This is a genomic window from Phenylobacterium sp. J426 (assembly GCF_024699945.1).
Taxonomy (GTDB): Bacteria; Pseudomonadota; Alphaproteobacteria; order Caulobacterales; family Caulobacteraceae; genus Phenylobacterium.
Map to the genome: position 1 here is coordinate 1,728,908 of NZ_JAJOMY010000001.1, position 26,325 is coordinate 1,755,232.

At 68.9% G+C, this 26,325-nt stretch carries 24 protein-coding genes and 5 pseudogenes; 15 read left to right on the forward strand and 14 right to left on the reverse strand.

Annotation, left to right across the window (positions count from 1 at the left end; genetic code table 11):
* Positions 1 to 49 precede the first annotated feature (49 nt).
* Positions 50 to 1,703 (forward strand): annotated as a pseudogene (locus LRS10_RS09030) (MFS transporter).
* Here the strand turns inward: LRS10_RS09030 and LRS10_RS09035 are convergent.
* The 6 genes and pseudogenes from LRS10_RS09035 to tkt all read right to left on the reverse strand — a co-directional run bounded on the left by LRS10_RS09035 (position 1,666) and on the right by tkt (position 9,086).
* A complete protein-coding gene (locus LRS10_RS09035; RefSeq protein ID WP_257836955.1) occupies positions 1,666 to 1,944 on the reverse strand; it encodes a hypothetical protein in 279 nt (92 codons plus the stop codon). The pseudogene LRS10_RS09030 and the gene LRS10_RS09035 sit on opposite strands and share 38 nt — an antisense overlap.
* Positions 1,945 to 2,040: 96 nt before the next feature.
* Positions 2,041 to 3,126: a class II fructose-bisphosphate aldolase gene (gene fba / locus LRS10_RS09040; RefSeq protein WP_257836956.1), complete on the reverse strand. Its 1,086-nt coding sequence runs from the start codon at positions 3,124 to 3,126 to the stop codon at positions 2,041 to 2,043.
* A gap of 14 nt (positions 3,127 to 3,140) precedes the next feature.
* Positions 3,141 to 4,343: a phosphoglycerate kinase gene (gene pgk / locus LRS10_RS09045; protein ID WP_257836957.1), complete on the reverse strand. Its 1,203-nt coding sequence runs from the start codon at positions 4,341 to 4,343 to the stop codon at positions 3,141 to 3,143.
* A 146-nt stretch (positions 4,344 to 4,489) separates the two neighbouring features.
* Positions 4,490 to 5,500 (reverse strand): type I glyceraldehyde-3-phosphate dehydrogenase, encoded by a 1,011-nt coding sequence (gene gap, locus LRS10_RS09050; protein ID WP_257836958.1) that lies wholly within the window; start codon positions 5,498 to 5,500, stop codon positions 4,490 to 4,492.
* 410 nt (positions 5,501 to 5,910) lie between these two features.
* A pseudogene (purT, locus tag LRS10_RS09055) lies at positions 5,911 to 7,108 on the reverse strand (formate-dependent phosphoribosylglycinamide formyltransferase).
* A 3-nt stretch (positions 7,109 to 7,111) separates the two neighbouring features.
* Positions 7,112 to 9,086 (reverse strand): annotated as a pseudogene (tkt, locus tag LRS10_RS09060) (transketolase).
* Between the two features lie 137 nt (positions 9,087 to 9,223).
* On the opposite strand from tkt, the gene LRS10_RS09065 reads away from it, so the two are divergent.
* Positions 9,224 to 9,514, forward strand: a complete 291-nt coding sequence (locus LRS10_RS09065) for a DUF4164 family protein (protein ID WP_308237943.1) — start codon at positions 9,224 to 9,226, stop codon at positions 9,512 to 9,514.
* A 2-nt stretch (positions 9,515 to 9,516) separates the two neighbouring features.
* Positions 9,517 to 9,852, forward strand: a complete 336-nt coding sequence (locus LRS10_RS09070) for a cell division protein ZapA (protein ID WP_257836960.1) — start codon at positions 9,517 to 9,519, stop codon at positions 9,850 to 9,852.
* Here LRS10_RS09070 and LRS10_RS09075 read toward each other — a convergent pair.
* Positions 9,849 to 10,805, reverse strand: a complete 957-nt coding sequence (locus LRS10_RS09075; protein ID WP_257836961.1) for a fatty acid desaturase — start codon at positions 10,803 to 10,805, stop codon at positions 9,849 to 9,851. The genes LRS10_RS09070 and LRS10_RS09075 overlap by 4 nt on opposite strands.
* Before the next feature lie 377 nt (positions 10,806 to 11,182).
* Here LRS10_RS09075 and LRS10_RS09080 point away from each other — a divergent pair, with 377 nt between their 5' ends.
* Both LRS10_RS09080 and LRS10_RS09085 read left to right on the forward strand, forming a co-directional pair.
* Positions 11,183 to 11,764: a 5-formyltetrahydrofolate cyclo-ligase gene (locus LRS10_RS09080; protein WP_257836962.1), complete on the forward strand. Its 582-nt coding sequence runs from the start codon at positions 11,183 to 11,185 to the stop codon at positions 11,762 to 11,764.
* Positions 11,761 to 12,597: a TIGR00282 family metallophosphoesterase gene (locus tag LRS10_RS09085; protein WP_257836963.1), complete on the forward strand. Its 837-nt coding sequence runs from the start codon at positions 11,761 to 11,763 to the stop codon at positions 12,595 to 12,597. Before LRS10_RS09080 ends, LRS10_RS09085 begins: the two co-directional genes overlap by 4 nt.
* Here the strand turns inward: LRS10_RS09085 and LRS10_RS09090 are convergent.
* Complete coding sequence (locus tag LRS10_RS09090) at positions 12,594 to 14,333, reverse strand: ATP-binding protein (RefSeq protein ID WP_257836964.1); 1,740 nt, start codon at positions 14,331 to 14,333, stop codon at positions 12,594 to 12,596. The two genes, LRS10_RS09085 and LRS10_RS09090, sit on opposite strands and share 4 nt — an antisense overlap.
* A 191-nt stretch (positions 14,334 to 14,524) precedes the next feature.
* Here LRS10_RS09090 and LRS10_RS09095 point away from each other — a divergent pair, with 191 nt between their 5' ends.
* Positions 14,525 to 14,881, forward strand: coding sequence for a phage holin family protein (locus tag LRS10_RS09095; RefSeq protein ID WP_257836965.1), 357 nt, complete (start codon positions 14,525 to 14,527; stop codon positions 14,879 to 14,881).
* On the opposite strand, the gene LRS10_RS09100 is transcribed toward LRS10_RS09095, so the two are convergent.
* Entirely contained in the window at positions 14,878 to 15,687 is an 810-nt protein-coding gene (locus LRS10_RS09100; protein ID WP_257836966.1) for an enoyl-CoA hydratase/isomerase family protein, read from the reverse strand. The two genes, LRS10_RS09095 and LRS10_RS09100, sit on opposite strands and share 4 nt — an antisense overlap.
* Positions 15,688 to 15,771: 84 nt before the next feature.
* Between LRS10_RS09100 and LRS10_RS09105 the strand changes: the two genes are divergently transcribed.
* Positions 15,772 to 15,948, forward strand: a complete 177-nt coding sequence (locus LRS10_RS09105) for a hypothetical protein (RefSeq protein ID WP_257836967.1) — start codon at positions 15,772 to 15,774, stop codon at positions 15,946 to 15,948.
* 7 nt (positions 15,949 to 15,955) lie between these two features.
* Here the strand turns inward: LRS10_RS09105 and LRS10_RS09110 are convergent, their stop codons facing one another.
* From LRS10_RS09110 to groES, 3 genes and pseudogenes are all read right to left on the reverse strand, one after another.
* On the reverse strand, positions 15,956 to 16,252 hold the full coding sequence (locus LRS10_RS09110) for a DUF1905 domain-containing protein (RefSeq protein ID WP_257836968.1): 297 nt from the start codon (positions 16,250 to 16,252) through the stop codon (positions 15,956 to 15,958).
* A gap of 69 nt (positions 16,253 to 16,321) precedes the next feature.
* Positions 16,322 to 17,965: pseudogene (groL, locus tag LRS10_RS09115) on the reverse strand (chaperonin GroEL).
* A gap of 57 nt (positions 17,966 to 18,022) precedes the next feature.
* A complete protein-coding gene (groES, locus tag LRS10_RS09120) occupies positions 18,023 to 18,310 on the reverse strand; it encodes a co-chaperone GroES (protein WP_257836969.1) in 288 nt (95 codons plus the stop codon).
* 368 nt (positions 18,311 to 18,678) lie between these two features.
* Between groES and LRS10_RS24455 the strand changes: the two are divergent.
* The 6 genes and pseudogenes from LRS10_RS24455 to LRS10_RS09145 all read left to right on the forward strand — a co-directional run.
* Positions 18,679 to 19,464: pseudogene (locus LRS10_RS24455) on the forward strand (class I SAM-dependent methyltransferase); the annotation flags it as partial.
* Between the two features lie 118 nt (positions 19,465 to 19,582).
* On the forward strand, positions 19,583 to 19,876 hold the full coding sequence (locus tag LRS10_RS24460) for a hypothetical protein (protein ID WP_308237944.1): 294 nt from the start codon (positions 19,583 to 19,585) through the stop codon (positions 19,874 to 19,876).
* A 108-nt stretch (positions 19,877 to 19,984) separates the two neighbouring features.
* Positions 19,985 to 20,377 carry a hypothetical protein gene (locus LRS10_RS09130; protein ID WP_257836970.1) on the forward strand — a complete coding sequence of 131 codons (393 nt, stop codon included), beginning with the start codon at positions 19,985 to 19,987 and terminating at the stop codon, positions 20,375 to 20,377.
* 149 nt (positions 20,378 to 20,526) lie between these two features.
* Positions 20,527 to 21,849, forward strand: coding sequence for an acyl-CoA dehydrogenase family protein (locus LRS10_RS09135; protein ID WP_257836971.1), 1,323 nt, complete (start codon positions 20,527 to 20,529; stop codon positions 21,847 to 21,849).
* 252 nt (positions 21,850 to 22,101) lie between these two features.
* Positions 22,102 to 22,857, forward strand: coding sequence for a TSUP family transporter (locus LRS10_RS09140; protein WP_257836972.1), 756 nt, complete (start codon positions 22,102 to 22,104; stop codon positions 22,855 to 22,857).
* A 213-nt stretch (positions 22,858 to 23,070) separates the two neighbouring features.
* Complete coding sequence (locus LRS10_RS09145; protein ID WP_257836973.1) at positions 23,071 to 23,667, forward strand: GNAT family N-acetyltransferase; 597 nt, start codon at positions 23,071 to 23,073, stop codon at positions 23,665 to 23,667.
* Here LRS10_RS09145 and LRS10_RS09150 read toward each other — a convergent pair.
* Positions 23,660 to 24,088, reverse strand: coding sequence for a DUF6265 family protein (locus tag LRS10_RS09150; RefSeq protein ID WP_257836974.1), 429 nt, complete (start codon positions 24,086 to 24,088; stop codon positions 23,660 to 23,662). The genes LRS10_RS09145 and LRS10_RS09150 overlap by 8 nt on opposite strands.
* Positions 24,085 to 24,534 (reverse strand): tRNA adenosine(34) deaminase TadA, encoded by a 450-nt coding sequence (gene tadA / locus LRS10_RS09155; RefSeq protein ID WP_257839119.1) that lies wholly within the window; start codon positions 24,532 to 24,534, stop codon positions 24,085 to 24,087. The genes LRS10_RS09150 and tadA overlap by 4 nt, the downstream gene beginning before the upstream one ends.
* A gap of 12 nt (positions 24,535 to 24,546) precedes the next feature.
* On the opposite strand from tadA, the gene LRS10_RS09160 reads away from it, so the two are divergent.
* Complete coding sequence (locus LRS10_RS09160) at positions 24,547 to 25,752, forward strand: pseudouridine synthase (RefSeq protein ID WP_257836975.1); 1,206 nt, start codon at positions 24,547 to 24,549, stop codon at positions 25,750 to 25,752.
* Positions 25,753 to 25,755: 3 nt separating this feature from the next.
* Entirely contained in the window at positions 25,756 to 26,319 is a 564-nt protein-coding gene (gene rsmD, locus LRS10_RS09165) for a 16S rRNA (guanine(966)-N(2))-methyltransferase RsmD (protein WP_257836976.1), read from the forward strand.
* Positions 26,320 to 26,325 lie beyond the last annotated feature (6 nt).

The following is a 26,325-nucleotide window of genomic DNA, read 5'->3' on the forward strand; positions in this document are numbered from 1 at the left end:
CATTCCACTCCTACGGTCTCCGGCAACGAGAGAGACCGGGAGGGTGCGTATGGCGACGGCGGAGGCTGCGGCTCCGGCGAAGGGCGGCAATGCGATGGTGGTCGCCGGCGCTTCGGTCGGCACCGTGTTCGAGTGGTACGACTTCTACCTCTACGGCTCGCTGGCCAGCTTCATCACCGCCCACTTCTTCTCCGGCGTGAACGAGGTCACGGGCTACATCTTCGCCCTGCTGGCCTTCGCCGCCGGCTTCGCCGTCCGGCCGTTCGGGGCCATCGTCTTCGGCCGCCTGGGCGACCTCTGGGGGCGGAAGAACACCTTCCTTGTGACCATGCTGCTGATGGGCCTGTCGACTTTCGTCGTGGGGCTGCTGCCGAGTTACGCGACGATCGGCGTCGCCGCGCCCATCCTGCTGATCGTCATGCGTCTCATCCAGGGCCTGGCGCTGGGCGGCGAGTACGGAGGCGCCGCCACCTACGTCGCCGAGCACGCCCCGCCCGGCAAGCGGGGCCTCTACACCAGCTGGATTCAGATCACCGCCACCGCCGGCCTGTTTCTCAGCCTGGTGATCATCCTGCTCGTCCGCACCCAGCTGGGGGAGGAGGCCTTCCGGGCCTGGGGCTGGCGGATTCCGTTCCTGGTCTCGATCCTGCTGCTGGGCGTTTCCCTCTGGATCCGGCTCAAGCTCAACGAGAGCCCCGTCTTCCAGAAGATGGCGCTGGAGGGGGAAGACCGCGAAGAAGCCCCTGGCCGAGAGCTTCGGCCGCTGGAGCAACCTCAAGCTCATTCTGCTGGCGCTGGTGGGCCTCACCGCCGGCCAGGCGGTGGTCTGGTACACCGGCCAGTTCTACGCGCTGTTCTTCCTCGAGCGGATGCTGAAGGTCGACGGCGCCCAGGCGAACACCCTCGTCGCCATCGCGCTGGCGCTCGCCACCCCGTTCTTCATCGTCTTCGGCTGGCTGTCCGACAAGATCGGCCGCAGGCCGATCATCCTCGCCGGCTGCCTGCTGGCGGCGCTCACCTACTTCCCGATCTTCAAGGCCATCACCGCCGCCGCCAATCCGCAGCTGGCCGCCGCCACGGCCAGCGCGCCGGTGACGGTGGTCGCCGATCCCGCGGACTGCTCGTTCCAGTTCGATCCCGTCGGCAAGACCGCCTTCGTCAGTTCCTGCGACGTCGCCAAGTCGGCGCTGGCCAACGCCGGCGTCTCCTATGTCAACGCCGCCGCCCCGGCCGGAACGGCGGCCAGCATCCGCATCGGCGCCGACACGCTCGCCAGCTTCGATGGACGCGGCCTGCCCAAGCCCGAGTTCGACGCCCGCAAGAAGGCCTGGACCACCGAACTCGGCGAGCACCTCAAGGCGGCGGGCTATCCCGCGAAGGCGGACCCCGCGCGGGTGAACACGCCGCTCGTCGTGGCCCTGCTGTGGCTGCTCGTCCTCTACGTCACCATGGTCTACGGCCCGATCGCGGCGGCCTTGGTCGAGATGTTCCCGGCCCGGATCCGGTACACCTCGATGTCGCTGCCGTACCACCTCGGCAACGGCTGGCTGGGCGGCTTCCTGCCGACGACGGCCTTCGCCATGGTCGCGGCCACCGGCAACATCTACTACGGGCTCTGGTATCCCATCGTGGTGGCGTCGCTGACCTTCGTCGTGGGCCTGCTGTTCATTCGCGAGATGCGCGGCGCCGATATCGAGGCCTAGGCGGGGGCGCGTCGGTGCGCTCCTTCCACCCGTGGCGGCCGGCGTAGAAGGCGAGGCCCGCAAGTACGGCGATGAGCACCGCCAGCAGAGCGCCGGCGCCCAGCAGGTAAGGCCAAAGCGGCCCCAGACTGCGGCCGCCGTCGGTCGGCAGGGAGACCTGATAGAACCCCCAGCCGGCGGCCACCGCCACGATCGCCAGTCCCAGAAACGCGAGCCCCAGAACGAGGGCGTGCCTGCGCATGGGCCCTCAACCGGCCGGGGGCGGCCGCGGTTCCGGATACGCAAACGGCCGCGCCGAAGCCCGGCGCGGCCGCTTTCGTGTTCTGTCGGGGCGCGCCTACTCGGCGGCGACCGCCGTGATGCCGATCTTGGGCGCCAGTTCGCCGGCGGCGTAGCGCTTGGCCATGGCCGACAGCGGGATCGGCTTGATCTTGTCGGCGTGACCGGCCGTGCCGAACTCTTCGAAGCGCTGGATGCAGACCTTCCGCATCGCCTCCTTGGCCGGCTTCAGGTAGCTGCGCGGGTCGAACTCGCCGGGCTTCTCGGTGAACACCTGGCGGATGGCCGCCGTGATGGCCATGCGGTTGTCGGTGTCGATGTTGATCTTGCGCACGCCGTGCTTGATGCCGCGCTGGATCTCTTCCACCGGCACGCCCCAGGTCTGGGGCATCTCGCCGCCGTACTTGTTGATCAGGTCCTGCAGCTCCTGCGGCACCGAGGACGAGCCGTGCATCACCAGGTGGGTGTTGGGCAGGCGGCGGTGGATCTCCTCGATCACGTTCATCGCCAGGACGTCGCCGTCCGGCTTGCGCGTGAACTTGTAGGCGCCGTGGCTGGTGCCCATGGCGATGGCGAGGGCGTCGACCTCGGTGGCCTTCACGAACTCGACCGCCTGGTCCGGGTCGGTCAGCAGCTGGTCGTGATCGAGCTTGCCCTCGAAGCCGTGACCGTCCTCCTTCTCGCCCATGCCGGTCTCCAGCGAGCCCAGCACGCCCAGTTCGCCCTCGACCGAAGCGCCCACCCAGTGGGCCATGTCGACGACGTTCTTGGTGACGCGGACGTTGTAGTCGTAGTCGGCCGGCGTCTTGCCGTCGGCCATCAGCGAGCCGTCCATCATCACCGAGGTGAAGCCGTACTGGATCGCCGTGGCGCAGGTGGCTTCGTTGTTGCCGTGGTCCTGGTGCATGCAGATCGGGATGTGCGGATACATCTCGGCCATCGCGTCGATCAGGTGCTTCAGCACGATGTCGTTGGCGTAGGACCGCGCGCCCCGCGAGGCCTGCATGATCACCGGCGAGTTGGTGGCCTCCGCGGCCTCCATGATCGCCAGCGCCTGTTCCATGTTGTTGATGTTGAACGCGGGCACGCCGTAGCCGTGCTCAGCCGCGTGATCGAGTAGCTGTCGGAGCGTAATCCGGGCCATCGCCTACATTCCCCTTACGATTGCAGGGCCGCCACTCCGGGCAGCTCCTTGCCTTCCATCCATTCCAGAAACGCGCCGCCGGCCGTTGAGACGAAGGTGAAATCGCCCGTCGCGCGCGCTGCGTTCAGGGCCGCAACCGTATCACCGCCACCCGCGACCGCCACCAGCTTGCCGGATCTGGCGAGCGCGGCGGCTTCCTGCGCAGCTTCAACGGTCGCCCTATCAAAGGGTTGCACCTCGAACACCCCGAAAGGCCCGTTCCAGATCAGGGTGCGGCACTGCGCCATTGCGGCCTTCACCTCGTCCAGGGTCGCAGGCCCGATGTCGAAGATCTTCTCCTCGGTCCCGACCTTGTCGTTCGCCAGGTCGACGGTTCGCGTCTCGACGCCGGGCTTGAGGTCGACCGCCACGACCACATCCGACGGCAGGATCACCTTGCAGCCGGCCGCCTCGGCCTTCTTGAGGATCTCGCGGGCGGTGTCGGCCATCTCCTTTTCACAAAGGGATCCTCCGATCTCGTACCCTTGCGCGAAGCGGAAGGTGTTCGCCATGCCGCCGCCGATCGCCAGGTAGTCCAGCTTGCCGACCAAGTTGTTCAGCAGATCGAGCTTGGTCGAGACCTTGGCCCCGCCGACGATGCCCAGCACAGGGCGCTTCGGATTGCCCAGCGCGGCGTCCAGCGCCTCCAACTCCTTGCGCATCTGCTCGCCGGCGTAGGCGGGCAGCCGGCGGGCCAGGCCTTCGGTCGAGGCGTGGGCCCGGTGGGCGGCCGAGAAGGCGTCGTTGACGTAGAGGTCGCCGTTGGCGGCCAGCGCCGCCGCGAACTCCGGATCGTTCTTCTCCTCGCCGGCATGGAAGCGGACGTTTTCCAGCAGGGCGACGCCGCCCGGCTGCAACCCATCCACGACGCGTTTCGCGTCGTCACCGATGCAATCCTCGGCGAAGGCCACCGGCGCGCCCAGCAGCTTCGACAGCGGCTCGACCACGGGCTTCAGGCTCATCTCCGGGACGCGCTTGCCCTTCGGCCGGTCGAAGTGGGCCAGCAGCACCACCTTGGCCCCGCCGCTGCGCAGCCTCTCGATGGTCGGGAGCGCCGCCCGCAGGCGGGTGTCGTCGCTGACGGACCCGTCCTGCATCGGCACGTTGAAGTCCACGCGAGCGAGGGCGCGTTTGCCCTGCAGGTCGGCGTCGTCGAGGGTCTTGAAGGTCTGGCTCACCGGAACATCCCAAACACGTCATCCCGGACGGCCGGAGGCCGATCCGGGACCCAGGGCTACGCCCGCGCGGTGGCCCATGGGTCCCGGCTCTGCGCTGCGCTCCGGCCGGGATGACGGCGAGGGGAAGCGCGGCGCGGCGGCCGTCTTCAGATCAGCTTGCCCATGGCGACGGCGGTGTCGCTCATGCGGGTCGAGAAGCCCCACTCGTTGTCGTACCAGGACAGCACCCGGCCGAGGCCGCCGCCGATCACCTGGGTCTGCGGCAGGGCCACGGTCGACGAGGCCGACACGTGGTTGAAGTCGGTCGACACCAGCGGGTCTTTGGTCACCGCCAGCACGCCACGGAGCGGGCCCGAGCCGGCGGCCGCTTCCAGGGCCTCGTTGATCTCGGCGGCGGTCACGGTCTTGCCCGGGACGAACTTCAGGTCGACGACCGAGACGTTCGGGGTCGGCACGCGGATCGAGCTGCCGTCCAGCTTCCCGGCCAGGGCCGGGATCACCAGGCCCAGGGCCTTGGCGGCGCCGGTCGAGGTCGGGATCATCGACATGGCCGCGGCGCGGGCGCGGTAGAGGTCCTTGTGCATGGTGTCCAGCGTCGGCTGGTCGCCCGTGTACGAGTGGATGGTGGTCATGTAGCCGCGCTCGATGCCGCACAGGTCCTGCAGGACCTTGGCCACCGGGGCCAGGCAGTTGGTGGTGCACGAGGCGTTGGAGATGATCAGGTCGTCGGCGGTCAGGGTGTCGTGGTTCACGCCGTAGACGATGGTCTTGTCGACGCCATCGCCGGGGGCCGAGATGATCACCCGCTTGGCGCCGGCTTCCAGGTGGGCGGCGGCCTTGTCGCGGGCGGTGAACAGGCCGGTGCACTCTAGCGCGATGTCGACGCCCAGGTCCTTGTGCGGCAGCTCGGCCGGATTGCGGATGGCCGTCACCTTGATCGGGCCGCGGCCCACGTCGATGGTGTCGCCGTTCACCGTCACCTGGGCCGGGAAGCGGCCGTGCACGCTGTCGTAGCGCAGCAGGTGGGCGTTGGTCTCCACCGGGCCCAGGTCGTTGATGGCCACGACCTCGATGTCCGTCCGCGCATGTTCGATGATCGAGCGCAGGACCAGGCGGCCGATGCGACCGAAACCGTTGATGGCGACGCGAACGGGCATGGGCGGAAATCTCCTGGCTGCGGCCTTTCGGCACGGGTGTGGCCGGGGTTCTTCCGGTCGGGGACGGTGAAGTCAACCCCCGGAAGAACACGAATGACGACAATGGATTGCGGGCGGCGCCGGTCCCCTGACCAGCCCCGCCGCCGCAACGCGCAAAGGTCAAGCCTGTTCCTTGAGAGAGAGCGCGTCGCCCTCCAGCCGCTCCCACCCCACTTCGCTCGTCCCCGGGCTCGTCCCGGGGACCCAGACACACCGATCCCTCAGCAACCGGCCGCGACCTCCGCGGCGCGCAACCGGCGCATGCCTGCGTCGATGGATGGCCGCGACAAGCCCCGCCATGACGATGGTGGAGGAGGGCCGTTCGCGCCGTTCGTGCTGTTCGCGGACCCGAACCAGCCCACGCAGAAGCCTCAGCCCCGAACCGGCCTCACCCTGCCGGCTGCGTCGCGCGCCCTTTCGCGCGCCTCATCCACGTCGGCGGCCCGCGCCAGGGCCACCCCCCATGCGCCGGCGCTCGAACGCCTCCGGCTTGCCGAACAGCCGCAGGTCGGCGCCCGGCGTGGCCAGCGCCTCGGCGACGCCCTCGAAGGCGATCCCTTGCGCCTCCATGCCGCCGTAGATCACCGCGCTGGCGCCCGGCTCGCGCAGGCTGACGTCCGTCGGCAGCCCCAGGATCGCGCGGGCATGCAGCGCGAACTCGCTGAAGTGCTGCGTGGCCAGGGTCACCAGCCCGGTGTCGTGCGGCCGCGGCGAGACCTCCGAGAACCAGACGTCGTCGCCCTTCACGAACAGCTCGACGCCGAAGAGGCCGAGCCCGCCCAGCGCCTCGGTCACCGCGCCCGCGATCTCGCGGCTGCGCGCCAGCGCCGCCTCACTCATCGCCTGCGGTTGCCAGCTCTCGACATAGTCGCCCTTCACCTGCCGGTGGCCGATGGGGGCGCAGAAGCTCGTCTCCACCGCGCCGTCCTTCAGGCTGCGGACCGTCAGCTGGGTGATCTCAAAGTCGAAGTCCACGCGGCCCTCGACGATCACGCGCGGCTGCTCCACGCGCCCGCCCTCGAGCGCATAGCGCCAGGCGTCGGCGATCTGCTCAGGAGCCTCCACGTAGGACTGACCCTTGCCCGACGAGCTCATGACCGGCTTCACGAAACAGGGGAAGCCGGTCACCTCAGCGGCGGCCTTCGCCAGTTCGGCCTCCGACGAGGCGAAGGCGTAGGCGCTGGTCGGCAGCGACAGCTCCTCGGCGGCCAGCCTGCGGATTCCCTCGCGGTTCATGGTCAGCTGGGCCGCTCGCGCGGTCGGGATGACCGTCGCCAGCCCCTCGGCTTCGATCCGCACCAGCTCGTCCGTGGCGATGGCTTCGATCTCGGGCACGATCAGCTGCGGCCGCTCGGCCTCGACCAGCGCCCGCAGCGCCGCCGCGTCGGTCATTGCGACCACGTGGCTGCGGTGCGCCACCTGCATGGCGGGCGCATCCGCATAGCGGTCGACGGCGATCACCTCGCAGCCCAGCCGCTGCAGCTCGATCGCCACCTCCTTGCCGAGCTCGCCCGAGCCCAGGAGCATGACCTTCAGCGCGGTCGGCGAGAGCGGCGTGCCGAGGCGCATGGCTCAGCTCAGCTTCGCCTTGGCGGCAGCGGCCACGGCTTCCGCGGTGATGCCGAAGTGCTGGTAGAGCGCCTTGTCCGGCGCGCTGGCGCCGAAGCCGGTCATGCCCACGAAGACCCCGTCGGCGCCGATGAAGCGATCCCAGCCCATGCGCACGCCCGCCTCGATGGCGACCTTCACCTCGGACTCGCCGATCAGCGTCTCCTGATAGTCGCGCGGCTGCGCCTCGAACAGCTCGAAGCAGGGAACGGACACCACGCGGGCGCCAATGCCGTCGGCCTCCAGCAGGTCCTTGGCGGCCAGCGCGATCGGCACCTCCGTGCCCGTGGCGAAGATCGTCACCTGGGCCGGCAGGCCGGCGGCGGCCAGCTGATAGGCGCCGCGGGCCGACAGGTTTTCGCCGATCGGGGTGGTGCGGACGGCCGCGGTCTTCTGGCGCGACAGGGCCAGCACCGAGGGCGTCGTCTTGGCGTCCAGCGCCAGCTTCCAGCACTCGGCGGTCTCCACCGCGTCGGCCGGACGGAAGACGTTCAGGTTCGGCATGGCGCGCAGCGAGGCCAGGTGTTCCACCGGCTGGTGGGTTGGGCCATCTTCGCCGAGGCCGATGCTGTCGTGGGTGCCCACGAAGATCGTGCGCACGCCCATCAGCGCCGACAGGCGGATCGCGGGACGGGCGTAGTCGCTGAACACCAGGAACGTGCCGCCGTACGGGATCACCCCCGCCGTGCAGGGCCAGGCCGTTCATGGCCGCGGCCATGCCGAACTCGCGCACGCCGTAGTTCACGTAGCGGCCGGCGTAGTCGGGGGCGTCGAACACCGGGGTGTTCTTGACGAAGGTGTTGTTCGAACCGGTCAGGTCGGCCGAGCCGCCGATTAGCTCGGGGATCTCGCCGAAGATTTTCTCCAGCACCGCACCCGAGTGTTGGCGGGTGGCTGCGGCTGGGGCCTTGGCCTCCGCATCTGCGATGAACTGGTCCAGGGCGGCGAACGCCGTCTTCGGCAGCTCGCCGGCCATGGCCCGCTCGAACTCGCCGCGCAGGGTCGAGGCGGCGAGCTTGGCCTCCCAGGCCTTGCGGGCCTTCGCGCCGCGTCGGCCGGCCGACCGCCAGGGCTTCAGGGCCTCGTCCGGCACGACGAAGGGCTCGTGCGGCCAGCCCAGGTTCTCGCGGGTCTTGACCACCTCGTCCTTGCCCAGCGCCTTGCCGTGCACGTCGTGGGTGCCGGCGAAGGTGGGCGAACCCTTGCCGATGATGGTCTTGCAGGCGATCAGCGTCGGCTTGTCCTGCTTCACGGCCCAGGCGAGCGCGCGGCGGATCTGCCCCTCGTCGTGGCCGTCGATACGCTTCGTAGCCCAGCCGGCGGCCTTGAAACGGGCCAGCTGGTCGGTGGCGTCCGAGATGCCGACGTGGCCGTCGATGGTGATGTCGTTGTCATCCCAGAGCACGGTCAGCTTGGCGAGCTTCAGGCGGCCGGCGAGGCTGATGGCCTCGTGGCTGACGCCTTCCATCAGGCAGCCGTCGCCGGCCACGACCCAGGTGCGATGGTCGACCAGGTCCGCTCCGAAGCGGGCGGCCAGGTGCCGTTCGGCCATGGCCATGCCGACGGCGGTGGCCAGGCCCTGGCCCAGCGGGCCGGTGGTCGTCTCGACGCCCGGCGTGTGGCCGAATTCGGGGTGGCCCGGCGTGTTGGAGCCGAGCTGGCGGAAGTTGCGCAGGCTATCCAGCGTCACCGCCTTCACGCCGGCCAGGTGCAGCAGGCTGTACAGCAGCATCGAGCCGTGGCCGGCCGACAGTACGAAGCGGTCGCGGTCGGCCCAATCAGGGCGGCTCGCGTCGTACTTCATGAACTTCGTCCAGAGAACCGTCGCGACGTCGGCCATGCCCATCGGCATGCCGGGGTGGCCGGAGTTGGCCTGCTCCACGGCGTCCATCGATAGGACACGGATGGCGTCGGCCATGAGCTTCGTCGGCGCGGGCATCGAGATCTTTCGCGAGTCGTTAACGGCGGGATGCGGCGCGCCCTCGCACGTGAGGGCCGAAGGGTCAAGAAACCGGCCAATTCCCAAGCGAGACGACGCGCTTTAGAAAAGGCCTGTAAGCCTTTGGGGAGTCATGCATGAACCCGGGCGAGAGCGCGTTGGACCTGGCCGCGAAGCGACTGGAGCGCGCCGTCCATCTTCTGGAGCAGAGGCTGGCCGAGAAGCTGCGCCAGGCCGGCGCCGAGGCCGGCGGCCTGTTCGATCAGGACCGCGCCAACCTGGCCGCCGAGCTGGACCGGGCGAGGGCGCGCGAGCGTGAGCTGGAAGAAGCCGGGGCGCAGGCCTCGCTCGCGCTTGGCAAGGCCATCGAAGAGATCAAGGCCGCCCTGAACGGGCAGGCCCCGATGGACAATGGGGCGGAGCACTAGCCATGGCTCAGATCAGCGTCGAGGTGAACGGCCGGCCCTATGCGGTGGGCTGTGAAGACGGGCAGGAGCAGCACCTGCAGGACCTGGCCAAGATGTTCGACCAGCAGGTTCGCCACGTCTCGGCCGACATGGGCCAGCTGGGCGACACCCGCCTGTTCCTGATGGGCGCCCTGCTGCTGGCCGATGAACTGGCGGACGCCAGGAACCGGCTCGCCGCCCTGCAGGTCGAGGTCGGCAAGCTCCAGGGCGAACGCTCCCGGGTCGAATCGAAGGCGGTCGCGGCGCTCGAGACGGCCGCCCGCCGGATCGAGAGGCTCGCGAGCGACGAGGCCGCCTAGCGGGTCCTGCGGATCAGGTGGCCCAGCGCCGGCACGAGCTCCGGCTGCTCTATCCGGCGATAGGCGTGATCGGCCGGCACGCTGGCCGCCAGCCTCGCGTGCGCGCGGCCCAGGTTGTGGTACGGCATCCGCGGGAGCAGGTGGTGGAGACCGTGGTAGCGCAGGCCGACCGGCGCCCACAGGAACGGCAGCATGGCCGGGGGCGGGACGTTCACGCTGTCGAGGAACTGGCCCTCGAAGGTCATCATGCCCCCGTCGTTCTCCCAGTAGTGGGCGACGGCGGTGCGCAGCTGGTTCACGAAGGCGAAGACGGCATAGATGCCGATGACGATGACGACCGCCCGCAGCGGGATCACGCCGGCGGCCGTCAGCCCGATCACCGTCCAGCTCCAGAGCCAGCAGGCGATCTCCTGCGCGAGCCACGGCGCCTTGGCCGCCCGGTCGAAGTCCTCGCGGGCGAACTCGGTGTTGATTGTCATCGCCGACGTCTTGGCGATGATCCATCGCCGCAGCGGCGGAAGCAGGAACGAGACCGGCGCCAACACAGCGAACCGCAGGATCACGCCTACCGGCGCCAGCAGGGCGATCAGCACGAAGCCCAAGAGGCTTCGAACGGGAAGACGCGCCAGGGGCATGTATTCGGGGTCGCGCACCGTGCCGTAGCGGTCCTTGGCATGGTGCAGCATGTGCACGCCCTCGTAGAGCAGCGAGGGCGTCAGGAAGGGCACGCCGACCAGCAGATTCCAGCCGAGGTGGAAGCCCGGCAGGTCGTCCCGCCGCTGGTGCGTCAGCTCGTGGATAAAGCTGACGGCGCGATACAGCGCCAGCACGCAGACCGCGCCAGCGGCGATCGCCCAGGCCACCGAGGCTGTCGTCGCAACCCAAAGGCTGAGGTAGGTGACCGCCGACGTCGCGATCAGGTCGGCCCAGTAGATGCGCGGGTTCGGCCGCATCAGGTCGCGCGTCAGCTCGTTCGCCCATCTGGCGAGGGACGGCGCGGCAGCGGTCGAGGCGGGCGAAATGGCGTTCACAGGGGGAGATGTAGAACCAGGGACGAGCCAGTTGAAGGGCGGTGACGCAGAACGGGCGATTGGCCGCGCTTGAGAATGGAGGTCTCGGCCACTACGTTGGACGGCGGCGGGTCCTGCTGCGGCTCTCGTCGAAGGCGACAATATTCCAGCGACCTTAATTCACTCAAAGGGAGCTGTCCCTGCCCGGGATCGTGGTCTCGGGTAAACGGCGCCCACCTGGTCTATCCAGGTCGAGGGAATTGAACTGACCTTCACGGCTCTTCGCGGCGCCGCCACCCATTTTGCCCTACAAGGGGCCGGTGACTGTCATCCCGGAAAAGACGGCGCTGCGAAAGCGCCTCCGCGGCCTTCGACGCGCGCTCGCCGCCGCGACCCCGAACGCCGCAGAACGCGCCGCCGAGCGACTGCCGCTCGACCGCCTGCCTGAGTTCAACAGCTTCTCGGGCTATGTCGCTCAGGGCGCGGAGATCGATCCCCTGCCGCTGATGCTGCGTCTGGCCGAGCTGGGCGCGGCGCCCGCGCTGCCCACCGCCGTCAGCCGCGACCTGCCGCTGGAGTTCCGGCTGTGGGACAGCCGCACGCCCCTCGAACCCGACGCCTTCGGCATCCCGGCGCCGCCGGCTTGGGCCGACGTTGTCGAGCCGGACCTCGTCATCTGCCCGTTGCTGGCCTTCGACCGGCGCGGCGGCCGCCTGGGCCAGGGCGCCGGCCACTATGATCGGACGCTGGCGAACCTTCGGGCGACCAAGCCTGTTTGCGTACTGGGCCTGGCCTACGCCGGCCAGGAACTGGACGAGATCCCGATGGAGCCGCACGACCAGCCCCTCGACGCCATTCTGACCGAGACGGAGTTCGTCCTGGTCGCTAAGGAGGCGCGATGAAACTTGCCTTCTTCGGCGATGTGGTCGGTCGATCGGGCCGCGACGGCCTCACCGAGTTCCTGCCCGGCTTGAAGCGCCGGCTGCAACTCGACTTCGTCGTCGTCAACGCGGAGAACGCCGCTGCGGGGTTCGGTATCACCGAGGCCACCGCGAACGAGCTGTTCGACGCCGGCGCCGACTGCCTGACGCTCGGCAATCATTCGTGGGATCAGAAGGAGGCGCTGACCTACATCGTCCGCGAGCCCCGGCTGATCCGACCGCTGAACTACCCGCCGCTGAGCCACGCGCCGGGTCGCGGGGCGCAGTTGTTCGACACGCCGTCCGGACGCCGGGTGCTGGTCGTGAACCTGCTGGGACGGGTCTACATGGATCCCCTGGACGATCCTTTCGCAGCCGTGGACCGTGAACTCGAATCCGCGCCGCTGGGCGCGGTGGCTGACGCCATCATCGTCGACATGCACGCCGAGGTCAGCTCCGAGAAGATGGCCATGGGCCATTGGTGCGACGGCCGCGCCAGCCTCGTCGTCGGCACTCATACCCACGTGCCGACGGCCGACGCCCAGATCCTGCCGGGCGGCACGGCCTACCAGACCGACGCCGGAGCCTGCGCCGACTACGACAGCGTGATCGGCAACCAGAAGGACGAGCCGCTGCGGCGGTTCACCACCAAGATCTCGGGCGGTCGATACAAGCCGGCCGAGGGGCCGGCGACGGTCTGCGGCGTGTTCGTGGAAACGGACGACCGGACCGGGCTTGCCAGACGCATCGAGCCGATCCGCGTAGGCGGCCGGCTGGCGCCCCACGTGCCCGTCCTGGACAGGATCGAGGCCTAGGCGACGTCCCGGTCTCGGCGACGATGCTCGAGCACGCGGAGGATGGTGGCGACGAGCTCAGCCTGACGGATGGGCTTGGTATGCAGGGCGTCGAAGCCTAGCGTGCGCAGTCGATCCTCCTCGCCCGGTCCTGCCTGGCCCGTCAGGGCGACAACGGGGACGTCCTGTGGGCCGGCGAGGCCGGCGCGGATGTGGCGCACCACCTCGACACCGTCGAAATCCGGCATGTGAACGTCCATCAGCAAGACGTCGAAGAGATCCGTCTGCACCCTGTCGAGAGCCTCGACGCCGTGCGCCGCCGTTTCCACCGACGCGCCTGTCGCTCTCAGGAGAGCGCGCGCGACCGCCAGGTTGATCGGATTGTCGTCGGTGACGAGGATGCGCACGTCCGACAGGCTGGACGCCACGCTCTTCGGGCTGGGCTGTGTGTCGACAGGGGTGATCTCGGCGGGCGGCAGCGGCAGGCGGACCCGGAACGTCGCGCCGTCCCCGGGTCGGCTTTCCACTCCGATTTCGCCGCCCATCATCGAACACAGCGTGCGACAGATCGAGAGGCCGAGGCCGGTGCCGCCGTATCTGCGCGCCGCCGAGGCCTCTGCCTGGACAAACGGACGGAACAGGCGCGCCGTCTGATCGGCGCTCATTCCGGGCCCAGTGTCCCGGACGAGGATCTCGACGCCGCTTTCGCCATCTGCCTGTAGCGAACGGTTGATGGCCAGTGTGACCCGGCCGTTGCCGGTGAACTTCAGGGCGTTGGACAGCAGGTTCTGGACGATCTGGCGGACGCGCGCCTCATCACCCTGGACGTAGGCCGGCAACTCCGGATCGATCTCGCAGATGAGCTCCAGGTTCTTGGCGGCTGCGGCCTCTGACCAGAGCTGAACGGACTGTTCGCCGAGGAGGCGGAGATTGAAGGGCGCTACGTTCAGCTCCAGCCGCCCGGCCTCGATCTTGGTGTGGTCCAGGACATCGTTGAGGATGTCCATCAATGCGTCGCCCGAGCGGATGATGGTGTCGAGGTATTCGCGCTGCTGGCTGGTGAGCTGCGTCGCCTGCAGCGCCCGCGCCATACCCATCACGCCGTTCATCGGCGTGCGGATCTCGTGCGAGACCATGCCGAGGAATGCTGATTTTGTTTCGCTGGCTTCCTTGGCCCGCCGTTCGGCGTCTTCGAGCGCCTGGGCGTTCTTCTTGGTCGCCCATGCGGCGGCCAGCACATAGGCAAGGGCCATGAAGGTGCCGAAGCCGACGATCATCAGGTCGCCGGGCTCGTAGCCGCCAAGCGCGAGCGGCAGGGCGAGCCACAGGAGGGCTGCCGGCGCGCACATGGCCAGCAAGGCCACCGGGGTTCGGGACGAGAAGCCGATCGCGTGGATCAGAACCGTGACGAGCACCGCGACGGCGGCCAGTCGCAGCGCCTCCTGGCCGGACACCCAGCCTCGCACGGCCAGAGCGCACCAGACGAGGCCCGCGAGCATCGTCAGCAGCAGGTAGGCCAGCCGCGCCCGCGGCGCGAGGACGCCGTCGCTCAGCGCCGCCCGCGAGACCAGCCGCGCGCCTGCCTCGGTGACAGCGAAGCAGGCGAACCAACCGATGCTCCAGAGCACGCCGAACGGCTGGATCGAAAGCAGCGCGGCGACCACGGCGGCGGCCGATCGAACCGTCAGCACCTCCCATCGCGTTCGCGCCACGATATCCAGGCGCTCGTCGAGCACCTTCCAGCGTGCTGCCGGCATAGGCCAATTCCCCCGAATGCCCCGCCGAGGCGGTGTCAGCGACGCCTCGGCGCGTTAACCTTAACCTTTGCTGCAGAGTCGGTCCAACGGAGCTGTGGAACGCACCCGCAAGTTGCGGGGACGACCGGCCAGCGGCGCGGCTGTTGTCTCGTCAAGACGGCGCTGTAGTCTCGGCCATGCAAGGAGACGCCATGCTGAAGTTCCTCGTCCGCGCGGTGTTCGCCGCCATCGGCCTCTGGATCGCCGCCAAGATCGTGCCCGGGGTCGAGGTCGAGAACACGGGCACGCTGGTCGTGGCCGCGATCCTGTTGGGCGTTGTGAACGCAATCGTCAGGCCGGTGGTCTTCATCCTGACCCTGCCCCTGACGATCGTGACGCTCGGTCTCTTCCTGCTGGTGGTGAACGCCGCGATGATTGGCCTGGTGGCCATGCTGCTCGGCGGCTTCCACGTCGACGGCCTGGTTCCCGGGGTGTTCGCGGCCATCGTCACCGGCGTGGTGAGTTGGATCGGCAACATGATCGCCCGCGACGACCGCGGGCGGCGCTAGCGACCTTCGAAGTTCGCCGGCCGCTTCTCCATGAAGGCGGCTACCGCCTCGCCAAAATCCTTGGTTCGCACGAGCGGCATCAGCTGCAGGAACACGTGGTGCACGTGCTCGTCGAAGCCTTCGGAGAGGCCCATGCGCATCATGCGCTTGGCCGCCTGCACGGCGAGGGGGGCGTTGGCGGCCACCTCCGCGGCGAGCCTGCGGGCCTCCGCCTGCAGCTGGTCGGCCGGCACGACGCGGGATGCGAGGCCCCAGGTGACCGCTTCCTCGGCGCTCAGCGTGCGGCCGGTGAAGATCAGCTCGGCAGCTTTCGACCACCCGACAAGCCGGGGCAGCAGCCAGGTGCCGCCGGACTCCGGCACCACCCCGCGCTTGGTGAAGGCGACGGCGAACTTCGCGCCCTCGGCGGCGATCCGCATGTCGCAGCCCAGGGCGGTGTCCAGGCCGTAGCCGGCCGCCGAGCCGTTGAGGGCGCAGATCGTCGGCGTGTCGAGGTTGAACAGCACGGTCGGCGGCGTGGAGCGCAGATCGAGGTTCGTGGGCGACGACGCCCCTTCGAGCCCGAGCTTGCCCTCGCTCGCGCCGCGCAGGTCGAGGCCCGCGCAGAACGCCTTCCCCGAGCCGGTCAGGATGATCGCCCGCACCTGGGGATCACGATCTGCCTTGAGCAACAGCTCTGCCAGCTGCCCCAGCATCGGGCCCGAGATGGTGTTCATCCGGTCCGGACGGTTCAGGGTGATGGTCGCGATATGCTCGCTGACCTCGTAGAGCACCTCGGCGTCGACGACGGCGCTGGAGTCGGCCATGGCGGATCCTTCCCTTGTCGTTCAGCGTAGACTAGCAGGGCGGCCGTTAGGTAAGGCGCGCGGAATTGATCTGGAGGCCGACCTGTGTCGATCGAGAACCATCCCGGCTACGCTCGCTGGAAAGAAGCCGAGGCGAAGCTCGAGGAGGCCAAGCAGATCCTGGACGTCGTGAGCACCGACGCCGAACGCGAGGTCGCCCAGCGGGCCGTTGACGACGCCCAGGCCGAGTACGACGCCGCCGTCGACGCCATCGTCGCCTGAGGGAGCGTCACGTTTCGATCTCGATCGAGAAGGCGGTGGTCTGACCCGCCGACACCTGTGCGCGTCGCCTGACGTCCGCCTTGACCGGCAGCAGGAACGATCCGCGCTTGCGGTCCGCGAAGAGCGAGGTCTTCCACCGGACCTCGCCGATGGCCGCGGTGACCCGCAGAGAGCCGAAGGGCGCGCGACGGCCGCCCACGGTGCGGATGCCTTCGGCGATATCCCGAGGCAAGGTGATGAAGTGCCAGGCGCCGGGCCCGTCATAGGCCCAGATCTCGGCTTCGGCTTCGTAGCGGAGCGACATCGCGCCTCGACAAAGAAAAAGGGCGGAGCCTCGCGGCCCCGCCCTCCGTCTTAGCGATGAAGCGCTGGATTAGAAGTCCATGTCGCCCATGCCGCCGGGCATGCCGCCCGGGCGCCGCCGGCGCCGCCCTTCTTGGGGGCTTCGACGATCGCGGCTTCCGTGGTGATCAGCAGGCCGGCCACCGAGGCGGCGTCCTGCAGGGCCGTCCGGACGACCTTCGCGGGGTCGATCACGCCGGCCTGGACCAGGTCGACGTACTCTTCCGTCTGGGCGTTGAAGCCGAAGGTGGGCGAGCCGTTCTCCAGGACCTTGCCGACCACGATCGAGCCTTCCACGCCGGCGTTCTCGGCGATCTGACGGATCGGGGCCTGCAGAGCGCGGCGCACGATGGCGACGCCGGCTTCCTGGTCGTCGTTGTCACCCTTGAAGCCGTCGAGAACCTTCGAGGCCTTCAGCAGGGCGACGCCGCCGCCGGGGACGATGCCTTCTTCCACGGCCGCGCGGGTCGCGTTCAGGGCGTCGTCGACGCGGTCCTTCTTTTCCTTCACTTCGACTTCGGTGGCGCCGCCGACGCGGATCACCGCAACGCCGCCGGCGAGCTTCGCCAGACGCTCTTGCAGCTTTTCCTTGTCGTAGTCCGAGGTGGTGTCCTCGATCTGCTTCTTGATCTGCGCCACGCGGCCTTCGATGCCGGCCTTGTCGCCGGCGCCGTCGACGATCGTGGTGTCGTCCTTGGTGATCGAGACCTTCTTGGCCTTGCCCAGCATGTCGAGCGTGACCGACCTCGAGCTTGATGCCCAGGTCTTCCGAGATCAGCTGACCGCCGGTCAGGATCGCAATGTCTTCCAGCATGGCCTTGCGGCGATCGCCGAAGCCCGGAGCCTTGACCGCCGCGACGCGCAGGCCACCGCGCAGCTTGTTGACCACGAGGGTCGCCAGCGCTTCGCCTTCGACGTCTTCAGCAATGATGAGCAACGGCCGGCCCGACTGCACCACGGCTTCCAGCACCGGCAGCAGCGGCTGCAGCGAGGAGAGCTTCTTTTCGAAGAGCAGGATCAGCGGCTCTTCGAGGTCGGCCTCCATCTTGTCGGCGTTGGTGATGAAGTAGGGCGACAGGTAGCCGCGGTCGAATTGCATGCCTTCGACGACGTCGAGTTCGGTCTCGGCGGTCTTGGCTTCTTCGACGGTGATGACGCCTTCGTTGCCGACCTTTTCCATGGCGCGGGCGATCATCTCACCCACTTCCAGGTCGCCGTTGGCCGAAATGGTGCCGACCTGGGCGATTTCCGAGTTGGCCGAGACCTTCTTGGCGTTGCCCTTGATCTCTTCGATGACCTTGGCGACCGCCTTGTCGACGCCGCGCTTCAGGTCCATCGGGTTCATGCCGGCGGCGACCGACTTCAGGCCCTCGACGACGATCGCCTGGGCCAGGACCGTGGCGGTGGTGGTGCCGTCGCCGGCCTTGTCGTTGGTCTTGGACGCGACTTCACGGATGAGCTGGGCGCCCAGGTTCTCGAACTTGTCCGACAGTTCGATTTCCTTGGCGACCGACACGCCGTCCTTGGTCGAGCGCGGGGCGCCGAAGGACTTTTCGATCACCACGTTGCGGCCCTTCGGGCCCAGGGTGACCTTCACCGCGTTGGCGAGGATGTTGACGCCGCGCAGCATGCGATCGCGGGCGTCGGAGGCGAAATAGACGTCTTTCGCAGCCATGATGGTTCTCTTCTCTCTAGAGGGTGTTCAGGAAACGGGTCCGGAGGCGCGCGCCGCTTAGGCGACCACGCCCAGGATGTCGCTTTCCTTCATGATGAGGAGGTCTTGGCCGTCGAGCTTCACTTCGGTGCCCGACCACTTGCCGAACAGGATGCGGTCGCCGACCTGGACGTCGAGGGCCACGACCTTGCCGCTATCGTCACGCGCGCCGGGGCCGACGGCGATCACTTCGCCTTCCTGCGGCTTCTCCTTGGCCGTGTCGGGGATGATGATCCCGCCCTTGGTCTTCTCTTCTTCCTCGACGCGCTTGACGAGGACGCGGTCTCCCAGGGGACGAAACGCCATGATGCTCTTTCTCCGTTCGAGACGGTGGTGGTTTGAGTTCAAGGTGACGTCAGCGCCGCCGGGCCGCCTGTTAGCAGTCTCGGCCTGTGAGTGCTAACGTCGGCTGCGAGGTAGGAAAACGGCTGTCGGGAGTCAAGACGGCGCCGTTGCAAAGCTTCGCCTTAACTCGCAAGCTCAACCTGGAACGGCGGCCGCTGGACCGACGTTCCTTCGGAACGTCGACATGTGGGGGAGAGGCGATGAGCCTGCAATCCGTCCTGCAGAATACGGTCCGCGAAGGCGATCTGACGCTGATCTTGCCTGGCGGCCGCAAGCTGAAGCTGGGTAACGGCTCAGGGCCCCCGCTGGTGGCGCGGATCACGAGTGCGATGTGGGCGGCGCGGATCGCGTCCAAGCCGGGCCTGGGGGTGGGCGAGGCCTATGTGGAGGGCGGTCTGGTTCTGGAACAGGGCGAGATCGCCCAGTTCATCGATCTGATCGGCGCTAACGCCAAGTTCAAGCCGCGCAAGACCCGCGGGCCGCTGGCGCGCTGGTTGCGCGACCGCCGCCGCGAGGCGAACCACCGCCAGGCGTCGCGGCGCAACGTGGCGCACCACTACGATCTCTCCAACGAACTCTACCGGCGCTTCCTCGACGAGGACATGCAGTACTCCTGCGCCTACTTCGCCCGGCCCGACATGACGCTGGAGGAGGCGCAACTCGCCAAGAAGCGACACATCGCGGCCAAGCTCGCTCTCGCGCCGGGCCTCAAGGTTCTCGACATCGGTTGCGGCTGGGGCGGCATGGCCATGACGCTGGCCGAAGAGGCCGGCGTCGAGGTCGACGGGATCACGTTGTCCACCGAGCAGCTGGCGCTGGCGCAGGAACGCGCCCGAGCGAAAGCGCTCGACGGCCGGGTGACGTTCTCGCTGACCGACTACCGCGACGTGCCGGGGCCTTACGACCGCATCGTTTCGGTGGGCATGTTCGAGCATGTCGGCCGGCCGAACTACCAGGCGTATTTCGACGGGATCGCGCGGCTGCTGAAGGACGACGGCGTGGCGCTCGTCCACTCGATCGGACGTCCGGAAGGGCCGAACGTCACCAACGCCTGGGTGGCGAAATACATCTTTCCGGGCGGCTACATCCCGGCGCTGTCCGAGGTCCTGCCCGCCATCGAGCGGGCCGGCCTGCGGGTCACCGACATCGAGATCCTGCGCCTGCACTACGCCGAGACCCCTGAAGGCCTGGCGCGAGCGGTTCGCCGGCCAGCGGGACGAGATCGCCGCCATGATGGACGAGCGGTTCTGCCGGATGTGGGAGTTCTATCTCGGCATCTCGGAGATGGCTTTCCGCCACCGCGGCCACTTCGTATTCCAGGTGCAGCTCGCCAAGCAGACCGAGGCGCTGCCCATCACCCGGGACTACATGGCCGAGGCCGAGGCGAAGCTCGGACAGGCGCGGCGCGCCGTTCCCCCTCGCGCGCGTCTTGACCCGAGCTTGGCTGTGGCGGCTTCTGGCCTCGCCGTGCTCGCGCTCGTCGCACCGGCGGCGACGATCGCCGCGAGGCGTCCGCTCTATCTGTGAGCGGGCCGGAGAAGTTGACCTGGGACGTAATCGACGCACCGCGTCCGGCGGGTGAGCCTTCCTGCGTCCGCGGCCTTCATGGCCGCTCGCCGAATAGGGAATCCCGCCATGAGCGCCATCCGTTCGACCTTCCTCCGCGCCGTGATCGGCCTCGACGCCGCCGTCTGCGGTCTCCTGGGAGCCGCGTTCGCGGCGGGCCTCGCCTCGGATATGATCGGCCTTACGCCGGCCTTCACCCAACCGCTCGGCGGCTTCTTGTTGGGGTACTCCGCCCTGCTGGCCTGGCTCGCCCTCAGGCCGCAGTTGCCGCGCCCGGCGGTCTGGGGCCTCGTCGCGTTCAACACCCTCTGGGCGCTGGAGAGCGTGCTGATCGTCGTCCTGGGCTGGGTGACGCCCAGCCCGGTCGGCCAGGCGCTGCTCTACGTGCAGGCGGCCGGCGCCCTGGGCGTGGCCGCGATGCAGACCCTGGCGCTCCGCATGGCGCCCCCTGTGGCCGCCTGAGCGCCGAGGCCGCGCCGCCTCCTCCCTGGCGGCGCGGCCGCTGCCCCAGCGTCAGCGGCGGGCATATGGTCCGTTGAAACGCTTGTTTGAACGTGGTCTGATGTCTTCAATCGCCGGCCGCCGCCGGCCCGTCGATTGGGAGCGACCAGATGACCATGACCGCCGAACGTGCGCAGTCCAGCTTCACGCTGAGCCCGCAGGACGAGCTGAACGACCTGCGCATGTCGGACAAGGCGCTGCCGCTCTACAACCAGGTGAAGCAGTTCATCAAAGAGGTGGTGGAGCCGGCGTCGGAAGAGTTCCATCGTCTCGGCGAAGGCCGGCCGGACATCTGGGACTACGCGCCCGGGCAGCTCGAGGTGCTGGAAGCCGCCAAGGACAAGGCCAAGGCTGCCGGCCTCTGGAACTTCTTCCTGCCGAACGCCGAGACGGGCGAGGGCCTGTCGAACCTCGACTACGCCTACATCGCCGTCGAGCTGGGCAAGAACCGGCTCGCGTCCGAGATCATGAACTGCGCCGCGCCCGACACCGGCAACATGGAGGTGCTGGAGCGCGTCGGCACGCCCGAGCAGAAGAAGCAGTGGCTCGAGCCGTTGCTGCAGGGGAAGATCCGCTCGGCCTACTGCATGACCGAGCTGAACACCGCCAGCTCTGACGCCAAGAACATCGACACGCGCGCGGTCCGCGTCGGCGACGAGTACATCATCACCGGCGAGAAGCACTACATCTCGGGCGCCGGGGACCCGCGCTGCAAGGTCATGATCACCATGGTCAAGACGGGCGGCGAGAACGACCCGCCGCATCTGCAGCAGTCGCAGATCCTGGTGCCGTTGCCCTGCGAGGGCGTGGAGATCATCGGCGGCCAGCAGGTGTTCGGCGACTACGATGCGCCGCACGGCCACATGCACATTCGCTTCAACAACGCCCGCGTGCCGGCTTCCAACATGCTGCTCGGCGAAGGGCGCGGCTTCGAGATCAGCCAACTGCGCCTGGGCCCGGGCCGTATCCACCACTGCATGCGCGCCATCGGCTCGGCCGAGAAGGCCCTGGACCTGATGGTGATGCGCGGCATGAGCCGGGTCGCCTTCGGCAAGCCGATCATCCAGCTGGGCGGCAACATCGAGCGCGTCAGCCGCGCCCGCATCGACATCGAGGCGATGCGCCTGATGGTGCTGAAGGCCGCCAAGGCGATGGACGTGCTGGGCAACCGCGAAGCCCGCGTCTGGATCCACATGGTCAAGGCGATGGTGCCCGAGCGCGTCTGCCAGATCATCGATGAGGCGATCCAGATGCACGGCGCGCTCGGCGTGTCGCAGCACACGCCGCTGGCCCGCATGTACGCCAACACCCGCACCCTGCGGATCGCCGACGGCCCGGACGAGGTCCATCACATGGTGGTCGGCCGCAACGAGCTGCAGCAGTTCCGCGAAGGCCCGCACGACAGCTCGATGTCGGCGGTGTTCCGCAACTAGGACCCGGCAAGCAGCCCAATAGAGTGAGGCCTCGGCTCCCGCCGGGGCCTTTTTCTTTGGCCGTGGCAAGCCTCGGTGTATGGCGGAGCTTCATGACGGCTCCGCACGCCATCATCCCAACCATTCCAGGCGGCGCTCGCCCGAGGCGGCTCGCAGCGCCCTTTCCGCTCCGCGCACGATGCGCTGGAGGTCCGCGATCCGGGGGAGCCTGTGCCTCCCCCGTGGGGCGGGCTCCTCTCCCGGAGACCTTCCATGACCTACTTAACGGGCGCCTTCGTGGTCGCCGCGGCCTTCGTGACGGCCGCCCTATCGGGCATCTTCGGCATGGCGGGCGGCCTCCTGCTGATGGGCGCGCTAGCCCTGGTCCTTCCCGTACAGGCCGCCTTCGTCACCCATGGCCTGCTCCAGCTCGTGGCCAACGGCTGGCGGGCTGTCCTGCATAGACGTCACGTCCGCTGGGACATCGTCGGCTGGTACGCGGCCGCATCCCTGATCGCGGGCCTGGCGGTGGGGATCCTGTCGTTCACGCCGTCCAAGCCGCTGCTGTTCCTGCTTCTGGGCCTGACGCCGCTGCTCACCTGGCTGCCGCAGAGGTGGATCAAGCTTGACGCCGCGCGGCCGCCGCAGGCCCTGCTGTCGGGGCTGACTGTCACCGGTCTGAACCTGACCGCCGGCGTCGCCGGGCCGCTGCTCGACATTTTCTTCGTCCGCACCGAGCTAAGTCGCCACGCCATCGTGGCTACCAAGGCCGCCACCCAGGTCTTCGCCCACCTCGCCAAGATCCTGGTCTATGGCGCGCCGCTGATCGGGTCGGCGGCGACGAGCGGACTGCCGCCGTGGCCGGTGTTCCTGGCGGCCGTGCCGCTGTCGATGGCGGGCACCTTCGTCGGCGGGATGGTCCTCGACCGCATGAGCGATGTGAACTTCAGGCGCTGGACCCGGTGGATCGTTACAGCCATCGGCGGGCTCTACCTGGTCCAGGCGGCCCGGCTGTTCCTGGCCGGCTGAGCAAAAAAAGGCCCGGTCCACAGGGGGCCGGGCCGGGAAGTTCATAGGGAGGAAACGCCCAGGATGGGCACGCCTTCAGGTATGTCTGGCGGCTGACGTTGCAAGGCGTCTGCTGCAATTATTTTTCGGCCCCGGCGACGCCAGCGGAGTGGTCTGGTCAAGCTTGCGGGAGTGGACCTGTCGAGCGGTCCACTTGGCGGCTAGGTCGCGCCCATGAGCACGCCCATCCATCTCGCGCCCCAGGTCCTGGAGAACCGCTTCGTCCGGCTTGAGCCGCTGGCCGAGCGGCATCGCGGCGACCTGCAGCAGGCCTGCTGGGCCGATCCCGACCTGTGGACGCAGCTCTATTCGTTCTCGATGCTGCCCGAGCAGTTCGACGCGACGTGGGACACGCTGCTGGCGGGCACGCTCGGCGGGCGCAGCCTGACCTATGCGGTGACGCAGGGCGGACGCTGCGTGGGCATGACCTCGTTCCTGGCGATCGATGCCGCCAGCCGGACGGTCGAGGTGGGCGGCACCTACTATGCGCCCCAGGCGCGCGGCGGAGCGGTGAACCCGGCGGCCAAGCGGCTGATGATGGCGCAGGCCTTCGAGGCGGGCATGAACCGAGTGCAGTACTGCGTCGATGCGCTGAACGCCCGCTCGCGGGCCGCCGTACTCAAGCTCGGCGCCGTCCAGGAGGGCGTCCTGCGCGCCCAGAAGATCACCTGGACCGGCCGCGTGCGCGACACTGTGGTGTTCTCGATCCTCGCCGACGAGTGGCCGGCCGCGCGCGCACGACTGGACGCGCGACTGGCGGCCTTCACCTGACGCGGGTGTAGCGCCACTCCTGGCGACGGACCTCGCCCTTCACCCGCCCCTCGATACCGGCGCAGAGGTCCTCGCCGCAGCGGCGGTAGAAGACCCGCTGTGGGAAGTCGTGCGCCGGATTCTCGAAGACCAGCTCGTCGTTCTTGCCCGGCAACAGCACGAAAGCGGTCGGCGGCTGGCCCTGGATCAGGGCGGTGAAGGTCAGACCGGCCGGCTCGGCGCTGATCGTCATGTGTTCTACGAAGGGCTTGCGACCCGGCCGGTTGGTCTGGCTGACGCCGGCCATGACGCCGTCGCGCGGCTGGAGCCAGGTTTCCTGTACGACGCCGCCGTCGCGGTCCTGCGTCCATGCGCCGGCGAGCCAGTCCAGGCTGGCGACATCGACGGCGACCGCCCCGGCGGCCAGCATGGCTAGGATCATGGCTTCGCTCCCTTGCGCCTGGCGCGGAAGAAGGCCTTCAGCATAGCCGAGCTTTCCTCGGCCAGCACGCCGCCCTGCACCTCGGGTCGCCAATGGCAGGTGGGCTGGTCGAAGAAGCGCGGACCGTGGACGACGGCGCCGCCCTTCGGATCCTCGGCGCCGAAAACGACGCGCCCGATGCGGGCGTGGCTGATGGCGCCGGCGCACATGGCGCAGGGCTCGAGCGTGACCACGAGGGTCAGGCCCGTGAGCCGGTAGTTGCCGACCTTCTCCGCGGCGGCCCGCAGCGCCAGCACCTCCGCATGGGCGGTCGGGTCGTGACGGCCGATCGGGGCGTTGCCGGCGACGGCGATCAGCTCGCCGGTCGCCGGATCCACGACGGCGGCGCCCACCGGCGTCTCGCCGGCCTCGGCGGCGGCTTGCGCGGCTTCGAGCGCGATGCGCATGGTGCGGCAGTCATGGTCCACGATCCCCTACGAACCGACCGCGCCCCTTCCGGTCAAGCCTCCGACGCCGACGACGCCTCCGCCGACGGCGCCGGCGAGCGCATCGCCAAGCTGCTCGCCCGCTCGGGCGTCGGCTCGCGACGCGATGTCGAACGACTGATCGAGGAGGGCCGCGTCGCCATCAACGGCCAGGTGCTGACGACGCCTGCGGTGAAGGTGGAAGCCAGCGACATCATCACCGTTGACGGCGCGGTGGTGGGCGAGCCCGAGCCGGTGCGCGTGTTCCGCTACCACAAGCCCGTGGGCCTGGTGACGACGCACAAGGATCCGCATGACCGTCCGACGGTGTTCAAGGCCCTGCCGCCGGAGCTGCCGCGGCTGATCTCGGTCGGACGCCTCGACCTGAACTCCGAGGGGCTGCTGCTCCTCACCAACGACGGCGGCCTGGCCCGGGCGCTGGAGCTACCGTCGACCGGCATCGTCCGCCGCTACCGGGCCCGGGCGCACGGCCGCATCACTCAGGACCGGCTGGACAAGCTGAAGGACGGGATCACCGTCGGCGGCGTGCGCTATGGCGCGATCGAAGCCCGACTCGACAAGGCCAAGGATGGGCCGCAAGGCGCGAACCTGTGGCTGACCGTGACCCTGCATGAGGGCAAGAACCGCGAGGTCCGCCGCGTTCTGGAGGCGCTGGGACTGAAGGTGAACCGGCTCATCCGGCTGTCCTATGGCCCGTTCGCGCTCGGAACGCTGGGCCTCGGCGAGGTCGAGGAAGTGGGTCCGCGGGTGATCCGCGAGCAGCTCGCCGGCTTCATCCTGCCGGAGAACATGCCCAAGGGCGACCGGCCGCAGTATCGCTCGCCGACGCGGAAGTCGCGGCGCGCCCAGGCCGAGACCCGCGAAACCGAGCTGGTTCCGCCGCCCAAGGAGAAGGCCAAGAAGGACTACAAGGCGGGTTGGGCCAAGCCGAAGGCCAAGGCGAAGCCACACGGCAAGGGGCCGCTGAAGGGCGCGGCGAAGGGGCCGCCCAAGGCGCTGGTCAGGGCCAAGATCGAGGGCAAGACCATCGGGTCCGTGCGCGACGCGGGGCCGAAGCCCGGCGGGCCGGCGGCGGCCGCCCGAAAGCCTGGCGGACGACAGCCGCAGCGCCCAGGCCAACGCCCGGCGTCCGGGCCCAGACCCCCGGCGCGCTCAGGTCCGCCGCGGCGCCGGAGCTGATCCATGCGCATCGTTTCGGGAGATTTCCGCGGCAAGGCCCTGGTCACGCCGCCGGGCCAGGGCACGCGGCCCACGTCCGACCGCGCCCGCCAGGCCGTGTTCAACATCCTGGAGCACGCCGCCTGGTCCGAGGGCGTGCGCGATCGGCGGGTCATCGACCTGTTCGCCGGCTCCGGCGCGCTCGGCTTCGAAGCCCTGTCACGCGGCGCCGCCTTCTGCCTGTTCGTGGAGACCGATGAGGCCGCCCGCGGGGCGATCCGCGAGAACGTCGACAACATGGGGCTGTTCGGCCGGACGCGCGTGCATCGTCGCGACGCCACCCAGCTCGGCGTTCGGCCCGGCGCGGACGGGCCAGCCTTCGACCTGGCCTTCCTCGATCCGCCTTACGGCAAGGGCCTGGCCGAGACGGTGCTGGCGAAGCTGGCGGAAGGCGCCTGGCTCGCGCCGGGCGCCTTGGCCGTGATTGAGCGCGGCGTCGCCGAGCCGCCGCTGGCCGTGGAGGGCTACGAGCTGCTGGACGCGCGGGAGTACGGCGCTGCCAAGGTCTGGTTCCTGCGACTGACCTGAGACCCG

Bases quoted from the DNA above. Each gene is read 5' to 3' on its own strand.
- gap (WP_257836958.1), bottom strand. From the start codon at position 5,500: ATGCCCGTTCGCGTCGCCATCAACGGTTTCGGTCGCATCGGCCGCCTG.
- LRS10_RS09085 (WP_257836963.1), top strand. From the start codon at position 11,761: ATGAAACTTGCCTTCTTCGGCGATGTGGTCGGTCGATCGGGCCGCGAC.
- LRS10_RS24460 (WP_308237944.1), top strand. From the start codon at position 19,583: ATGGACGAGCGGTTCTGCCGGATGTGGGAGTTCTATCTCGGCATCTCG.
- LRS10_RS09070 (WP_257836960.1), top strand. From the start codon at position 9,517: ATGGCTCAGATCAGCGTCGAGGTGAACGGCCGGCCCTATGCGGTGGGC.
- tadA (WP_257839119.1), bottom strand. From the start codon at position 24,534: ATGCGCATCGCGCTCGAAGCCGCGCAAGCCGCCGCCGAGGCCGGCGAG.
- LRS10_RS09135 (WP_257836971.1), top strand. From the start codon at position 20,527: ATGACCATGACCGCCGAACGTGCGCAGTCCAGCTTCACGCTGAGCCCG.
- LRS10_RS09095 (WP_257836965.1), top strand. From the start codon at position 14,525: ATGCTGAAGTTCCTCGTCCGCGCGGTGTTCGCCGCCATCGGCCTCTGG.
- groES (WP_257836969.1), bottom strand. From the start codon at position 18,310: ATGGCGTTTCGTCCCCTGGGAGACCGCGTCCTCGTCAAGCGCGTCGAG.
- LRS10_RS09075 (WP_257836961.1), bottom strand. From the start codon at position 10,805: ATGCGGCCGAACCCGCGCATCTACTGGGCCGACCTGATCGCGACGTCG.
- LRS10_RS09160 (WP_257836975.1), top strand. From the start codon at position 24,547: ATGGTCCACGATCCCCTACGAACCGACCGCGCCCCTTCCGGTCAAGCC.
- LRS10_RS09035 (WP_257836955.1), bottom strand. From the start codon at position 1,944: ATGCGCAGGCACGCCCTCGTTCTGGGGCTCGCGTTTCTGGGACTGGCG.
- fba (WP_257836956.1), bottom strand. From the start codon at position 3,126: ATGGCCCGGATTACGCTCCGACAGCTACTCGATCACGCGGCTGAGCAC.
- rsmD (WP_257836976.1), top strand. From the start codon at position 25,756: ATGCGCATCGTTTCGGGAGATTTCCGCGGCAAGGCCCTGGTCACGCCG.
- LRS10_RS09090 (WP_257836964.1), bottom strand. From the start codon at position 14,333: ATGCCGGCAGCACGCTGGAAGGTGCTCGACGAGCGCCTGGATATCGTG.
- LRS10_RS09140 (WP_257836972.1), top strand. From the start codon at position 22,102: ATGACCTACTTAACGGGCGCCTTCGTGGTCGCCGCGGCCTTCGTGACG.
- LRS10_RS09150 (WP_257836974.1), bottom strand. From the start codon at position 24,088: ATGATCCTAGCCATGCTGGCCGCCGGGGCGGTCGCCGTCGATGTCGCC.
- LRS10_RS09145 (WP_257836973.1), top strand. From the start codon at position 23,071: ATGAGCACGCCCATCCATCTCGCGCCCCAGGTCCTGGAGAACCGCTTC.
- LRS10_RS09130 (WP_257836970.1), top strand. From the start codon at position 19,985: ATGAGCGCCATCCGTTCGACCTTCCTCCGCGCCGTGATCGGCCTCGAC.
- LRS10_RS09065 (WP_308237943.1), top strand. From the start codon at position 9,224: ATGAACCCGGGCGAGAGCGCGTTGGACCTGGCCGCGAAGCGACTGGAG.
- LRS10_RS09110 (WP_257836968.1), bottom strand. From the start codon at position 16,252: ATGTCGCTCCGCTACGAAGCCGAAGCCGAGATCTGGGCCTATGACGGG.
- LRS10_RS09100 (WP_257836966.1), bottom strand. From the start codon at position 15,687: ATGGCCGACTCCAGCGCCGTCGTCGACGCCGAGGTGCTCTACGAGGTC.